This window comes from Dactylosporangium sp. NPDC000521 (assembly GCF_042898305.1).
Lineage (GTDB): Bacteria > Actinomycetota > Actinomycetes > Mycobacteriales > Micromonosporaceae > Dactylosporangium.
In genome coordinates this window covers 142,159-157,139 of the sequence record NZ_JBIAYW010000002.1, presented here as the reverse complement: position 1 = coordinate 157,139, position 14,981 = coordinate 142,159, and the positions used below count along the sequence as shown (strand labels likewise).

The 14,981-nt window shown below is 72.7% G+C and carries 11 protein-coding genes and 1 pseudogene; 9 read left to right on the top strand and 3 right to left on the bottom strand.

The genetic code is table 11. From position 1 onward, the window contains the following. Nucleotides 1–32: 32 nt before the first annotated feature. From ACFY3L_RS06510 to ACFY3L_RS06485, 6 genes are all read left to right on the top strand, one after another. Nucleotides 33–1,277 carry an aminotransferase class I/II-fold pyridoxal phosphate-dependent enzyme gene (locus ACFY3L_RS06510; RefSeq protein ID WP_389319391.1) on the top strand — a complete coding sequence of 415 codons (1,245 nt, stop codon included), beginning with the start codon at nt 33–35 and terminating at the stop codon, nt 1,275–1,277. Beyond that, nucleotides 1,277–2,548: an MFS transporter gene (locus tag ACFY3L_RS06505; RefSeq protein ID WP_389319389.1), complete on the top strand. Its 1,272-nt coding sequence runs from the start codon at nt 1,277–1,279 to the stop codon at nt 2,546–2,548. Before ACFY3L_RS06510 ends, ACFY3L_RS06505 begins: the two co-directional genes overlap by 1 nt. Further along, the gene (locus ACFY3L_RS06500; protein WP_389319387.1) at nt 2,545–2,928 is read left to right on the top strand and encodes a YybH family protein; all 384 of its coding nucleotides are present in this window, start codon (nt 2,545–2,547) and stop codon (nt 2,926–2,928) included. The genes ACFY3L_RS06505 and ACFY3L_RS06500 overlap by 4 nt, the downstream gene beginning before the upstream one ends. 29 nt (nt 2,929–2,957) lie before the next feature. Beyond that, nucleotides 2,958–4,118 carry a thiolase family protein gene (locus tag ACFY3L_RS06495; RefSeq protein WP_389319385.1) on the top strand — a complete coding sequence of 387 codons (1,161 nt, stop codon included), beginning with the start codon at nt 2,958–2,960 and terminating at the stop codon, nt 4,116–4,118. A 2-nt stretch (nt 4,119–4,120) separates the two neighbouring features. Next, nucleotides 4,121–4,852, top strand: coding sequence for a 3-oxoacyl-ACP reductase FabG (gene fabG / locus ACFY3L_RS06490; RefSeq protein ID WP_389319383.1), 732 nt, complete (start codon nt 4,121–4,123; stop codon nt 4,850–4,852). A 152-nt stretch (nt 4,853–5,004) separates the two neighbouring features. Next, nucleotides 5,005–6,378: a carbohydrate-binding protein gene (locus ACFY3L_RS06485; protein ID WP_389319381.1), complete on the top strand. Its 1,374-nt coding sequence runs from the start codon at nt 5,005–5,007 to the stop codon at nt 6,376–6,378. Here the strand turns inward: ACFY3L_RS06485 and ACFY3L_RS06480 are convergent. Next, entirely contained in the window at nt 6,375–7,655 is a 1,281-nt protein-coding gene (locus ACFY3L_RS06480) for an adenosylmethionine--8-amino-7-oxononanoate transaminase (RefSeq protein WP_389319379.1), read from the bottom strand. The genes ACFY3L_RS06485 and ACFY3L_RS06480 overlap by 4 nt on opposite strands. Before the next feature lie 62 nt (nt 7,656–7,717). Here ACFY3L_RS06480 and ACFY3L_RS06475 point away from each other — a divergent pair, with 62 nt between their 5' ends. Beyond that, a complete protein-coding gene (locus tag ACFY3L_RS06475; protein WP_389319378.1) occupies nt 7,718–10,000 on the top strand; it encodes an ATP-binding protein in 2,283 nt (760 codons plus the stop codon). Nucleotides 10,001–10,011: 11 nt separating this feature from the next. On the opposite strand, the gene ACFY3L_RS06470 is transcribed toward ACFY3L_RS06475, so the two are convergent. After that, on the bottom strand, nt 10,012–10,875 hold the full coding sequence (locus tag ACFY3L_RS06470) for a hypothetical protein (protein WP_389319376.1): 864 nt from the start codon (nt 10,873–10,875) through the stop codon (nt 10,012–10,014). Between the two features lie 81 nt (nt 10,876–10,956). On the opposite strand from ACFY3L_RS06470, the gene ACFY3L_RS06465 reads away from it, so the two are divergent. Both ACFY3L_RS06465 and ACFY3L_RS06460 read left to right on the top strand, forming a co-directional pair. Then, on the top strand, nt 10,957–11,601 hold the full coding sequence (locus tag ACFY3L_RS06465; protein ID WP_389319375.1) for a Dps family protein: 645 nt from the start codon (nt 10,957–10,959) through the stop codon (nt 11,599–11,601). A 22-nt stretch (nt 11,602–11,623) separates the two neighbouring features. After that, a complete protein-coding gene (locus ACFY3L_RS06460; RefSeq protein ID WP_389319373.1) occupies nt 11,624–14,194 on the top strand; it encodes an Hsp70 family protein in 2,571 nt (856 codons plus the stop codon). Between the two features lie 147 nt (nt 14,195–14,341). On the opposite strand, the pseudogene ACFY3L_RS06455 reads toward ACFY3L_RS06460, so the two are convergent. Next, nucleotides 14,342–14,818: pseudogene (locus ACFY3L_RS06455) on the bottom strand (DUF1349 domain-containing protein); the annotation flags it as partial. Nucleotides 14,819–14,981: the final 163 nt, after the last annotated feature.

Here is a 14,981-nt window from a genome sequence, read left to right as displayed (position 1 = left end):
TACGAAAGGCAGGACGAATGACCGTCAGCCCGATGCACAGCACCAAGGCCAGCTACATCCGCCGTGACGGGCGGTGGGCCGACCTCGAGCGCCTGCGCACGAGCAGCCCGATGTACGACGCCACGATCGAGGAGATCGACGGCCGTCGCATCCGGGTCGGCCAGCACTGGCTGTCGGACTTCGCCTCCTGCAACTACCTCGGCTTCGACCTGGAGCCGGAGATCATGGACGCGGTCGACCCGTACATCCGCACCTGGGGCACCCACCCCAGCTGGTCGCGGCTGCTCGGCAACCCGAAGCCCTACCTCGAGATCGAGGAGCGCCTCACCGAGCTGCTCGGCGCCCCCGACACGCTGCTGCTGCCGACGATCACCCACATCCACATGTCGGTGATCCCGATCCTCGCCGGCCAGGGCATGATCTTCCTGGACTCGCAGTCGCACAAGACGATCTACGACGGCTGCATGTACGCCAAGGGCCTCGGCGCGACCGTCACCCGCTTCCGCGCCAACGACCCGGAGCACCTCGAGGAGCTGCTGAAGGCGGCGCCGGCCGGCGTCACCCGCCTGGTCGCGATGGACGGCGTCAACTCGATGACCGGCCTCGCCCCCGACCTGGCCCGCTTCGCGCAGGTCTGCCGCGAGAACGACGCGCTGCTCTACGTCGACGAGGCGCACGGCTTCGGCGTCATCGGCGAGCGCACCCCGGACGAGACCTCGCCCTACGGCTCCCGCGGCAACGCGATCGTCAGGTACGCCGGCGAGACCTACGACAACATCGTGCTGGTCGGCGGCTTCTCCAAGTCGTACTCGTCGCTGATGGCGTTCCTGGCGCTGCCGACGTGGCTGAAGAACCACCTCAAGGTCGCCGCCCCGCCGTACCTGTACTCCGGCCCGTCGCCGACGGCGTCGCTCGCCACCGTCATGGCCGGCCTCGACGTCAACGAGAAGCGCGGCGACGAGATCCGCGCCGACCTGTACCGCAAGACGATGAAGGTGCTCGACCACGTGCGCGGCCTCGGCCTGTACACGCCGAACACCGGCACCACGCCCATCATCGAGCTGCCCCTGGCCGAGGGCCAGGACATCCAGGAGATCGGGCAGTTCCTGTGGGACCGGGGCATCTACGTCACCCTGGCCGCCTACCCGCTGGTCCCCCGCGACCAGGTCGGCTTCCGCGTGCAGGTGACCGCGGCGAACACCGACGAGGAGCTGGACCAGCTCAACGTGGTGCTCTCCGAGCTCGCCGACCGCCAGCAGCTGCGCGACGCGGCCTGATGGCGAAGCACCGCGCCCCGCGGCAGCTCCCCGGGCTGCTCGTGCCGCTCCGGCAGCGGGACTTCCGCCTGCTCTGGACGGGGATGAGCACCTCACTGATCGGTGACGGCATCCTGCTCGTCGCCCTGGCCTGGCAGGTGTACGCGCTGTCCGGCGCGCCCGCGGCGATGTCCGTCGTCGGGTTCGCCCTCTCGCTGCCCCAGGTCGCCACGCTGCTGTTCGGCGGGGTGATCAGCGACCGGTTCGACCGGCGGAAGATCATGCTGTGCACCGACCTGGTGCGGGGCGCGGTGCTCACCGTCCTGACCGTGCTCAGCCTGACCGGCGTGGTCCAGGTGTGGCACATCGTCGCGCTCGTGGCGGTCTACGGGGCCGCCTCGGGCTTCTTCGGCCCGGCCTTCGACTCGATCGTGCCGCAGCTGGTGCCGGCGGACGACCTGGTCCAGGCGAACGCCCTCGACCAGTTCGTCCGGCCGGCGGCGCTGCAGATGGCCGGCCCCTCGATCGGCGGCATCCTGATCGCGATCGGGGGTAGCGGGTTGGCGTTCGCGCTGGACGCGGCCACGTTCGCGATCTCCGCCACCTGCCTGTGGCTGATGCGGCCGGTCGCCTCCTCGCAGGCTTCGGCTTCAGAGGGGGAAACGGGCTCGGTGTGGGAGGAGTTCAAGGAGGGCATGAACTATGTCCGCGGCAACGCGTGGCTGTGGGGCACCTTCCTCGCCGCGACCTTCGCCTACCTGCTCTTCATCGGCCCGACCGAGGTCCTGCTGCCGTTCGTGGTGAAGAACGAGCTGCACGGCACCGCCGGCGACCTCGGCCTGGTGCTCGCCAGCGGCGGCCTCGGGGCGATCGCGGCGGCCCTCATCGTCGGCCAGCGCGGCGTGCCGAACCGGTACATGCCCTTCATCTACATCACCTGGACGCTCGCCACCCTCGCTGTCGCCGGCTACGGCATGGCGACCGCCTCGTGGCACCTCGCCATCGCGTGCGCCCTGGTCAACGGCCTGGAGGCGGCCGGCACCATCGCCTGGGCGACGGCGAAGCAGAAGCTCGTGCCGGAGGAGCTGCTCGGCCGGGTCTCCAGCGTCGACTGGTTCATCTCCATCGCCCTGGTGCCGCTGTCCTACGCGATGGCCGCCCCCGTGGCGTCGGCGATCGGCGTGCAGAACACCCTCGTGGGCGCCGGCGTCCTCGGCGCGATCGTCACGTTCGCGTTCCTCTTCCTGCCGGGCATGCGCTCGCCCAGACAACTGGTGGTGAGCCCGTCATGAGCGACCCCATCGAGATGGTGGACAGGCTGGGGATGGCGTTCCTGTCGCAGGATGCCGCCGCGGTACTGGCGTGCTTCGTCCCCGACGACGACATCACGTACGTGGGTAGCGAGGCCGGCGAGTCGGCGACCGGCCGCACCTCGGTCGAGAAGCTCCTCGAGACGCTGTTCGCCCGGCCGGAGTCCTACAGCTGGCAGGCCACCGCGGCGACGGTGCACGCGGTGCCCAGCGGCGCGTTCGTCCTCGCCGAGGCCGACGGCAGTGAGCACCACCCGGACGGGTCGGTCACCCCGTTCCCCTACCGGGTGACGGGCCTGCTGTCCCGGCGCGCGTCAGGGGTCTGGCTGTGGCGCGCTGTACAGGGTGCGGAGCCTACCTGACGCAGACTAACAGTGTTAGTTTATTGGGCATGCGTGCCGTCTACTTCGCCGCCGCGCGGCGGACCCCCATCGGGAAGCTGCGCGGCGGCCTCAGCCATGTCCGCCCCGACGACCTCGCGGCCACCGTGATCCGGACCCTCGTCGAGGGGATCGACCCCGCCCGCGTCGACGAGGTCTACTGGGGCGCCGCCAACCAGGCCGGTGAGGACAACCGCAACGTCGCCCGCATGGCCGTGCTGCTCGCCGGGCTGCCCGAGTCGGTGCCCGGCGCGACCGTCAACCGGCTGTGCGCGTCCGGCATGGAGGCGGTGACCGTCGCGGCCCGCACCATCGCCGCGGGGGAAGCCGACGTGGTCGTCGCCGGCGGGTCCGAGTCGATGAGCAGGGCGCCGTTCGTGCTCCCCCGACCCGACGACGCACTGCCGCAGACGATGCCCCTCGCCGACACCCGCCTCGGCTGGCGCCTGACCAACCCGCTCATGAAGGACCTGCACGGCGTGCTGAGCATGGGTGAGACGGCCGAGGAGGTCGCCGCCCGCTACGACGTGTCCCGCGACCGGCAGGACGCGTTCGCGCTGCGCAGCCACCAGCTCGCCGCGCGCGCCCGGGACGCCGGCGACTTCGCCGACGAGATCATCCCGGTCGGCGGTGTCTTCTCCGACGAGGGCATCCGCGCCGACACGAGCCTGGCGAAGCTCTCGGGCCTCAAGCCGGTCTTCAAGGCGGGCGGCACGGTGACCGCCGGCAACTCCTCCCCGCTCAACGACGGCGCCGCCGGCCTGCTCCTGGTCAGCGAGGAGGCGCTGCGCGAGCTCGACCTGGAGCCGCTCGGCCGGTACGTCGCCGGCGCCTCCGCCGGCGTGCACCCCGACGTGATGGGCATCGGCCCCGTCCCCGCCACCGGCCGGGTCCTCGCCCGCAGCGGCTGGAAGCTCGGCGACGTGCAGTCCGCCGAGCTCAACGAGGCCTTCGCCGCGCAGGCGCTCGCCGTCACCGACCAGCTGGGGATCGACCCCGACCTGGTCAACCCGTCCGGCGGCGCGATCGCCCTCGGCCACCCGCTGGGTTGCTCCGGCGCCCGCATCCTGACCACCCTGCTGCACCGCATGCGCCGCACCGGCGCCACCCGCGGCCTCGCCACCATGTGCGTCGGCGTCGGGCAGGGCTCCGCCGTCCTCGTGGAAAGGTGATCATGTCCAGATTCGCCGGGAAGACCGCCGTCGTGACCGGGGCCGCCCAGGGGATCGGCCTGGCGACGGCCCGCCTGCTCGCCGCCCAGGGCGCCCGCGTCGCGCTGCTCGACCTGGACGCGTCCCGCGTCCCCGATGGTGTCGGCACCGCGTACTCCTGCGACGTCACCGACCAGGGCGCGGTCGACCGCACGTTCGACCAGGTCGTCGAGGACTTCGGCGCGCTCGACATCCTCGTCAACAACGCCGGCATCACCCGCGACAACCTGCTCTTCAAGATGCCGTTCGAGGAGTGGGAGGCGGTCCTCACCACCAACCTGACCAGCATGTTCCTGTGCTGCCACGCCGCACAGCGACACATGGTGCCGGCGCGCTCCGGCCGCATCGTCAACCTCAGCAGCCGCTCCGCGCTCGGCAACCGCGGCCAGGCCAACTACGCCGCGGCCAAGGCCGGCGTCCAGGGCCTCACCGCGACCCTGGCGATCGAGCTCGGCCCGTACAACATCACCGTCAACGCCGTCGCGCCCGGCTACATCGCCACGCCGATGACCGCCGCCACCGCCTCCCGCGTCGGCAGCACCCCGGAGGACCACCAGAAGGAGGTCGCCGCCCGCACCCCGCTGCGCCGGGTCGGCCAGCCCGAGGAGGTCGCCGCCGTGATCGCCTTCCTGGCCAGCGACGAGGCCTCCTACGTCTCCGGCCAGACCCTCTACGTCAACGGCGGCGCCCGCTAGCCCGCCACCGCCAGCCGAGCGGCGGGCGTAACGTAACAGAACCTTAAAGCGCGCAACGCTACGACCTGGGCACATAGAGGTACTTCTTTTGTGAAAGAAACTTAACTGATACAGTCCCTGCCCATCGATCCCATCGATGTGGAGGGCTCGCTATGAGAGCGCAACGTCGAACATTTGCCCTGATTGCCGGCGCGGCGGTGACGCTAGTGGCGGGCATGGTCATGGCCACCGTCACCCAGGCCGAGGCCGCCAGCAACGCCGCCGCCGCAGTCGCGTGCTCGGCGCCCGCGTGGGCGGAGGGCAACACCTACACCGCCGGCACGCAGGTCACCTACGGCGGGAAGCTGTACCAGGCGCTGGTCACGCACACCGCGTACGTGGGCGCGGGCTGGAACCCGGCCTCGACCCCGTCGCTGTGGAAGGACCTCGGCGCGTGCACCGGCGGCACGCCCACCAGCAGCCCGAGCGCGAGCCGGAGCCCCAGCACCAGCCCGAGCGCCAGCAGGAGCCCGAGCACCAGCCCGAGCGCGAGCAAGAGCCCGAGCACCAGCCCGTCCACGTCGACGCCGCCGGGTGGCAACACCTGCGCGGTGAAGTCGCGGCCCGCCGGGAAGGTCCTGCAGGGCTACTGGGAGAACTGGGACGGCGCCTCGAACGGCGTGCACCCGGGCATGGGCTGGGTCCCGATCACCGACTCGCGGATCAAGCAGCACGGGTACAACGTCATCAACGCCGCGTTCCCCGTGATCCGGTCCGACGGGACCGTGCTGTGGGAGGACGGCATGGACGCCGGCGTCAAGGTGTCCACGCCCGCCGAGATGTGCGCGGCGAAGGCGGCCGGCGCGACGATCCTCATGTCGATCGGTGGTGCGGCGGCCGGCATCGACCTGAGCTCCAGCACCGTCGCCGATCGGTTCGTCGCGACGATCGTGCCGATCCTCAAGACGTACAACTTCGACGGCATCGACATCGACATCGAGACCGGCCTCAGCGGCAGCGGCAACATCAACACGCTGTCGACGTCGCAGGCGAACCTGATCCGGATCATCGACGGCGTGCTCGCGCAGATGCCGTCGAACTTCGGCCTGACGATGGCGCCGGAGACGGCGTACGTGACCGGCGGCAGCGTCACCTACGGCTCGATCTGGGGCTCGTACCTGCCGATCATCAAGAAGTACGTCGACAACGGCCGGCTGTGGTGGCTGAACATGCAGTACTACAACGGCAGCATGTACGGCTGCTCCGGTGACTCCTACTCGGCCGGCACCGTGCAGGGCTTCCAGGTGCAGACGAACTGCCTCAACAGCGGCCTCACCATCCAGGGTGTGACGATCCGGGTGCCGTACGACAAGCAGGTCCCCGGCCTGCCCGCCCAGCCCGGCGCGGGTGGCGGCTACATGGCCCCGTCGCTGGTGTCGCAGGCGTACAACACCCAGCTGAAGGGCCTGATGACCTGGTCGATCAACTGGGACGGCTCGAAGGGCTGGTCCTTCGGCGACAACGTGAAGTCGCTGCAGGGCCGTTAGCCGGCGGCCGCGGCGGCCACCATGGCCGCCGCGACCAACGACAGGTCCGATGCGGTCGTCACGTACGGCGGCATCGTGTAGATCAGATCGCGGAACGGCCGCAGCCACACCCCGTGCGCTGCGGCCGCCCGTGTCGCCGCCGCCATGTCCACCTCGTGGTCGAGCTGGACGACACCGATCCCGCCGAGGACCCGTACATCGGCGACACCCGGCAGCTCGCGGGCCTCCTCCAGACCGGAGGAGAGCACCGTCTCGATCCGCTTCACGTCGCCCTGCCAGTCGCCGCTGAGGAGCAGGTCCACCGACGCCCCGGCGACCGCGCAGGCCAGCGGGTTGGCCATGAACGTGGGGCCGTGCGCCAGGACCGGCACGCCGCCCCGCGAGATGCCGTCGGCGACCTCGGCCGTGCACAGGGTCGCGGCGAGCGACAGGTACCCGCCGGTGAGCGCCTTGCCGACGCACATCACGTCGGGCGAGACCCCGGCGTGGTCGGCGGCGAACAGCGCGCCGGTGCGGCCGAAGCCGGTCGCGATCTCGTCGAAGATCAGCAGGACGTCCGCGTCGCGGGTCGCGTCCCGCAGCACCCGCAGGTACTCCGGCGCGTGGAAGCGCATCCCGCCGGCGCCCTGCACGACCGGCTCGACGATGACCGCCGCCAGCTCGTGCGCGTGCTCGTGGATGAGCGCGGTCAGCGCCGCCGCGTAGGCCGGGTCGAATGCCGCCGGCGGCTCCGGTGCGAACACCTGCGCCGGCAGCACCCCCGTCCACAGGCTGTGCATCCCGCCGTCGGGGTCGCAGACCGACATCGGGTGGAAGGTGTCGCCGTGGTACCCGCCGCGCCAGGTCAGCAGCCTGCGCTTCGCGGGGCGGCCGAGCGAACGCTGGTACTGCAGGCACATCTTCACCGCGACCTCGACCGACACCGACCCCGAGTCGCTGAAGAACACGTGCCGCAGCGGCTCCGGCGTCAGCTCGACGAGGCGCGCCGCGAGCGAGACCGCCGGCTCGTGCGTGAACCCGCCGAACATCACGTGGCTCATCCGGCCGAGCTGCCCCAGCGCGGCCGCGTCGAGGGCCGGGTGCCGGTAGCCGTGGATCGCCGACCACCACGACGCCATCCCGTCGACCAGCTCGTCGTGGCCCTCGAACGGCTCCGCCAGGCGGATCCGCACCCCTTCCGCGGAGGCCGCGACGAGCGGGGCGCTCCGCCCGGGCATCGGCCCGTACGGGTGCCAGACGTGCGCCCGGTCCAACGCCAGCAGCTCCTCGACACGCATGCAGCGACCCTATCGACGCCGGCCGGAGGGCTGGTGCCGGGTTGGTATCCTGCCGCTCCATCATGGACAGCGACAGCGCGGCGGTCCTGGCGACCGCGTCGAGGGTCGAGAGCGTCGACGCGCTCGCCGAGCTCCTGCGGCACCTGCGCCGGCGGCAGGCCCGGCGACGGGGCGAGCCACCGCTGACCTACCGGGAGCTGGCGGGCCGCACCGGCTGGTCCCACGGCAGCATCGGCGGCTACCTGACCGGCAAGATCGTCCCACCGGCGGACCGCTTCGACGAGCTCGTCCAGCTGCTCGACGCGGCGCCGGACGAGCTCGGGGCGCTCGCCGACGCCCGTGACCGTGTCGAGGAGCACGCCCGGGCCGACGAGCCGGGCCCGGCGCCGGCCGCCGACCGGTGGCCGCGTCAGCTGCCGGCCGCGCCGGAAGGCTTCACCGGACGGGCCGCGGCGATCGCGCGGCTCGACGCGGCCGTCAACGGTGGCACCGTGGTCGTCATCGGCACCGCGGGGGTCGGCAAGACCGCGCTCGCGGTGCACTGGGCGCACCGGGTCATCGACCGGTTCCCGGACGGCCAGCTGTACGTGAACCTGCGGGGGTTCGGCGCGGCCGCGGAGGTGACCGCGGACGAGGCGCTCCGGGCGTTCCTCACCGCCCTCGGTGTCGCGCCCGACCAGGTCCCGGCGGAGCTGGACGCGAGAATCGGGCTCTTCCGCAGCCTCCTGACCGGCCGCCGGGTCCTCGTCGTGCTCGACAACGCCGCCGACGCCGAGCAGGTCCGGCCGCTGCTGCCGGGCGGCTCAGGCAGCCTCGCCCTGGTCACCAGCCGCAACCAGCTCGCCGGGCTGGTCGCCACCGACAGCGCCGTGCCCGTCACGCTCGACCTGCTCACCGCCGCGGAGACCCGCCGGCTGTTCGCCACCCGGATCGGTGCCGCCCGCGTCGAGGCCGAGCCCGCCGCCGTCGACGCGATCGCCGGCACGTGCGCCCGGCTGCCCCTCGCGCTGGTGATCGTGGCCGCCCGCGCCGCCGCGAACCCGGACCTGCCGCTCGGCGTCCTCGCGCACGAGCTGCGGACCGAGCGGGTGCTGCACGACACCGGCGTGCGGTCGGTGTTCGACTGGTCGTACCAGCGGCTGAGCGCCCCCGCCGCCACGCTCTTCCGGCTGCTCTCCCTCGCCCCCGGCCCCGACGTGAGCAGGGACGCCGCGGCCGCGCTGCTCGGCGAGGTCCACGGGGAGCCGGCCGACGCGTGGCGGGCCCTCGCCGAGCTCACCCACGCGAGCCTGCTCGCCGAGCACGCGCCCGGCCGGTTCGTCGCGCACGACCTGCTCCGCGCGTACGCCGCCGAGCTGTCCGGCGCCCTCGACGACCCGGCCGACCGCGACGCCGCCACGGTGCGGCTCCTGGAGCACTCCCTGCACACCGCGCACACCGCGGCGCTGCTGCTCGACCCGCACCGCACGCCGCTGCCGGGCCTCCCCGGCACCGCCGCGCCCGGCACGGAGGCGCAGGCGCTCGCCTGGTTCGCCGTGGAGCACCACACGCTCCTCGCCGCGGTCCGTGAGGCCGCCGCCACCGGCCACGACGGCCACGCGTGGCGGCTCGCGTGGACGCTCGTGGACCACCTCGACCGGCGCGGTCACTGGCCGGACCTGCTCGACGCGCAGCGGATCGCCCTGGCATCCGCGCGGCGGGCCGGCGACGCCGCGGGCGAGGCGGTCAGCGCCCACCAGCTCGGGCGGGCCTGCATCCGGATGGGCGACCACGACGCCGCCACCACCCACCTGGAGCTGGCGCTGGAGCGGTACGGGCACATCGGCGACGACGCCGGACGGGCCCGCGTCCACGGCAACCTCGGCTTCATCGCCGACCGGCAGGCCCGCCCCCGCGACGCGATCGGACACCTGCTGCGCTCCCTCGACCTCCTGCGCGCCACCGGCGACCAGGCAGGGCAGGGCGCGGCGCTGGCGAACCTCGGCTGGTCCTACGCCGCGTCAGGCGAGCACCGGAAGGCCCTCGACCACTGCCACCAGGCCCTCGAACTGCAGCAGCGGATCGGGGACCGGACCGGCGAGGCCTACAGCTGGGACAGCATCGGCTTCATCCACCACCAGCTCGGCGAGCACGAGCCGGCCGTCGAGTGCTACCGGCAGGCCCTGGAGCTGTGGCGGGAGATCGGCGACCGCTACGGCGAGTCGGAGACCCAGACCCACCTGGGCGACCTCTACCGGGCGGCGGGCGCCGACGCGGAGGCCCGCACCTGCTGGCTCGCCGCCCTCACCATCCTCGAAGACCTCGGCCACCCCGACGCGGAACAGGTCCGCGCCCGGGTGGCCTAGCGGCCGCGGGCTCAGCGGTGAGTCAGGTCCGCGCAGCTTGACTCGCCCGGCAGCAGCGGGCGGAAGGTCACCTGCCAGGTCGAGCCGGCCGACGACCACGGGGTGCGGGTGTTGGCCTTCGCGGCGGCGGCCAGGATCTGGGCGCCCTGCCCGCCGGTGGCGCTCACGCAGTGCACCCCCGGCCGGTCCGCGACCGGCTCACCGGGCAGCGCCGGACCCGGCCACGCCACCGGCGCCTGCGGCTGCAGCCCCTCGTCGCCGCCCGCCTCGGTCCACTGGGCGGCGACGGCCGCGACGCCCGCCGCCGGATATGCCGCCGACTCCGACACCGCGCCCTTGCCCAGCGTCGACGGCAGGTCCGTGAGCGCCTTCACGAGGCGGTCGATGCGCTCCCGGGCGGCGCGCTGCGGGCCGGGCAGCTCGTCCTCGCCGATGCCGAGCGCCGGCACGTCGGTGACCTGCTCGCCGGCGGCGGTGCGGACCATGATGTGCGTGGTGGGCGCGTCGGCGACATTGGGCATGCCGAAGTCGGCCTGCTTGCCCACGCCCGCGTCGACCGCCCGGTCGACCAGCTTCGCCACGTCGGCGGTGCTGATCCGCTGCAGCTGCACGTTGGGCAGGGCGGGGCCCGGATAGATCTCGATCATGGGCCCATTGGTGACGACCCGGCCGTCGCCATACACGCTCAGCGTCGGCACTGCCGTGACGGTCATCGCGACCGGGACCAGCCCGCCGGAGACGTCGACGCGCAGGACGAGCTCGTCGGCGCCGTACGAGACCGCCGAGGTGCCGCCGGCCGGTTCCTCGCCGCAACCGGCGGTGGCCATGAGCAAAGGAAGCGCCAGGGTGGCGGCGAGCACGCGCAGCTGTGTCATACCGGCTCTGACGCGCCGGGCCACCCTCCGGTTCCGCCCCCGGGTGAGGTTGCCGTCGGCGGCGGTGGGCAGAGCGCCGCCATGCCACCAGCGAAGACCAGCACGCCAGCCGCAGCGAAAAGCAGCACGCCGGCGGCGACGAAGAAGAAAGGCAGCCAGCCCTGGCTGCACCAGCAGAGCACCGAGATCCAGCGGTTCGGCACCGTCCGCCAGTTTCCGGTCGCGCTGTCCGCGGAGACCCGGATGTACTCCTGCGAGCGGCTCAACCAGATCCTCGCCGACACCCAGATCCTGTTCTCGCTCTACAAGAAGCACCACTGGCTGATGCGCGGCCCGACCTTCTACCAGCTGCACCTGCTGCTCGACAAGCACGCCGGCGAGCAGCTGGAGCTCGTCGACGCGGTCGCCGAGCGGGTGCAGACCCTGGGCGGCATCGCGGTCGGCGACCCGAGGCACGTCGCGGAGCTCACCCGGGTGCCGCGGCCGCCGGACGGGGCCGAGGAGGTGCCGGCGATGCTGTCGCGCCTGCTCGAGGCGCACGAGATGATCCTGGTCGAGGCCCACGACGCGGCGGCGAAGACGGGCGCGATGGGCGACGACGGCACCAACGACATGCTGGTCTCCGAGGTGATCCGCACCGGCGAGCTGCAGGCGTGGTTCCTGGCCGAGCACCTCGTCGACACCCCGCTCGTCCGGACGGAGGAAGCCACCAAGACCAGGCGTTGATAGAAGGAGATACCGTGTCGGCGTGACGAGGCAATCCGACTCGCAGTTGGGCGTCGACCTGGGGACCACCCACACGGTCGCGGCGCTGACCTCTGCCGGCGGTCGTAGCCAGCCCCTGCTCTTCGACGCGAGCTTCCTGCTGCCGTCGTCGGTGTTCGCGGAGGTCGACGGGCACCTGCTCACCGGCAAGGACGCCGAGCGCAGCGCCCGCCTGGACCCGAGCCGCTTCGAGCCCAACCCGAAGCGCCGCATCGACGACGGCACGGTCCTGCTCGGGTCCCGTGAGTATCCGGTGTCGGACCTGCTCGCGGCCATCCTGCGGCGCACCGCCGACGAGGCGTCGCGGGTGCTCGGCATCATGCCGGTGCGCACCGTGCTCACCTATCCGGCCAACTGGGCGACCCACCGCCGGTCCGTCCTGGCCGACGCCGCCGCGCGCGCCGGCATGCCCGCCCCGATCCTCGTGCCCGAGCCGATCGCGGCCGCCGCCTACTTCACCACCGTCATGGGGCGGCAGATCGCTCCCGGCGGTGTCCTGGTGGTGTACGACTTCGGCGGCGGCACGTTCGACACCTCCGTCCTGCGCCGGCGGCCCGACGGCGGCTGGGACGTCCTCGCCAGCGACGGCCTTCCCGACGTCGGCGGCGTCGACCTCGACGCGGCCCTGCTCGCCGATGTCGGGCAGAGCCTCGCGATGGGCGACGCCGAGCGGTGGCGGCAGCTCACCGACCCCACCGACGACATCTCCCGGCGGCGCAGCTTCCTGCTCCGCGAGGACGTGCGCACCGCCAAGGAGCAGCTGTCGCGCACTTCGTCCGCGGGCGTGCACGTGCCGCTGTTCGAGGTCGACCTGCACGTCACGCGGGCCGAGTTCGAGAAGGTGTCGCGGCCGTACCTGCAGCGCACCGTCGACCTGACCGCCAACACGCTCCAGCGCGCCGGCGTGCGCACCGACCAGATCGCCGGGCTGTTCCTGGTCGGCGGCTCGAGCCGCATCCCGATGGTCAGCACGCTGCTGCACCAGCGGCTCGGCGTCGCACCCACGATCATCGAGCAGCCGGAGCTGGTGGTGGCCCTGGGCAGCGCGATCGCCGCGATGCCGAGCCGCCCGGGGCCGGTCATGGGGCCCGCCTCGGGCCCGCAGACCGGGCCGCGGCCGCCGGGCATGGGCGCGCCGATGGGTGCCGTGCCCGTCTCCGGACCCGCCGCGCCAGTGACCGCGCCCATGACCGGCCCGCTGTCACCGGCCGCGTCGCCCTCGTCGCCGCCCACGTGGATCGGCGGCATCCCGCCGGCGTCCGGCGCCCCGGTCTCCGCGCCGCCGAACGCCTTCCCGCAGAGCGGCCCGCCGGCCAGCGGCCCGCCCGCGAGCGGCCCGCCCCTGAACGCCCCGGGCGGCCACCCGGGCTTCGCGCCGCCCGGTGCCGCCCCTGTCGGAGGCCCTGTCGGAGGCCCTGTCGGAGGCCCTGTCGGGGCTGGGCTGGCCGGGGCCGCGTTCGGCAGCCAGCCGCCGTCGGCGCCGACCGCCCAGTTCGGCCACGGTGGCAACCCGGCGACGCCCGGCGGCCCGCCCAGGCTGCCGCCCTTCGGCCCGCCCCCGCAGCGCCCGGCCGGCGGCGGCAGGCCCGGCCTCGTCATCGGCATCGCGGTCGTGCTCGTGCTGCTGCTCGGCATCGGCGGCGTCGTCACCTACCGGGCCGTGAGCAACGACAAGGCCACCGACAACCCCACCGTCAGCACCGGCGGCAACGGCAACCGCGGCACCGGCGGCGACGCCACCCAGGCCGGCCCGGCCAGCACCAAGGACGCCAAGCCGGGCGCGAAGCAGCAGACCGTCGACATCAACAAGGCCGTCTGGTACGGCCAGGTCAAGCTCACCTTCGGCAAGATGACCTACGAGGCCGACGCCGACGAGGACCCGCTGGTCGCGGAGGTCCAGATGGAGAACCTCGGCGACGACACCGTGCAGTCCTACGGCGTGCGGATGGCGTTCCAGATCGACGGCCAGGAGTACTCGGGCAGGTTCAAGGAGACGTCGCAGGTCTCCGGCGGCCAGAAGAGCAACTTCCACGTGTCCTTCGCCGTGTACGACCCGCTCAAGGCCAGCATCGGCACCGGCACGCTGCTCATCGGCGACGGCAAGGAGGCCCAGGCCAAGATCCCGCTCGGCGGCGGCGAGGTCGTCGCCTACGAGCCGGTCAACGTGCTCAAGGACAAGAAGGTCACCATCCACGACCTGGAGGTCACGTTCACCACCTGTGACGTGCGCGGCGGCTTCCTGGACTACAACGGCCAGGCGCTGAAGGACAACCGGGTCTTCACCTGCAAGCTCGACATCCGCTACAACGGCAAGAGCAGCCAGTACGTGGGCGCGGAGCACTTCCGGCTCGGCCTGCCCGACGGCACCGAGGTCGCCCCGAAGAGCGCGCCGAACGAGGCGATGTCGTCCGGTTCGGAGAACCTGGCACCCGCCCGCAACCTCGGCTTCCAGTTCAAGTACGTGCCCGGCACGTACAAGCTGCGGGTGGTCGACATCGCCGGCGACGCCCGGAAGCCGACCGACGTGGCCGAGCTGGACGTGACCGTCAAGTAGCCGGGTCGCGTCAGGACCCGTCGCGCAGGTCGGCGAGGCGGGTCCCGGCGAACCTGACGTCCGAGAAGACGGCGGTCGTGCCGAGCCCGCGGGGCGACTGGACCAGCAGCCCGGCCTCGACCGGCGCGCCGGGAGCGAGGGCATCGCGAAGACGCGGGCCAGCTGCCAGGCGACGCCGTCGCCGGAGGCGTGCAGCGCGAACACCGCACCCATGCGGCTGATCCGCAGATGCACCCCGGACCCTTCGTAAGGCCAGCCGTTGGCATCGTCGGAGGCGCCGGCCCGCGTCACGACGGTGACGATGCGCGGGATGCCCCCGGGGTCGAGCTCGGCGCAGATCTTGCACCAGTTCTCGTCGTCGATCCAGGCGAGCAGCACCGCCGAGTCGAACGTGTCCCGCAGGACCGGCGCGACGTGCGCGCTGAGCTGGAAGTCGCCGTCGACCCGGGCGGTGAACCGCTCGGCGTCGGGCCGGCTCGACGCACCGGCCGGGTCCAGGAACAGATCGGCACCGGGCCCGCCCGAGACCCGCAGCCCACCGGCGACGCGCACCGGCGTCGACGCGGTGCGGGGACCGGCCGCACGGAACCGCAGCGGCACGCCGTCGAACGCGAGGTCGTCCATCCTCGCCACGCTACGCGAGACCCACGGCTCCCCGGACCTTGGTTCGGGCTCCGATCAAAGGGTTGGATCGAGTCCACTTCCTGAGTGGTTCTGTTGATTTCTGTGTGACATCGTTAACATGCGGATCAGCATCTACCGATACCTGCCGCCAGCGGTGTCGGAC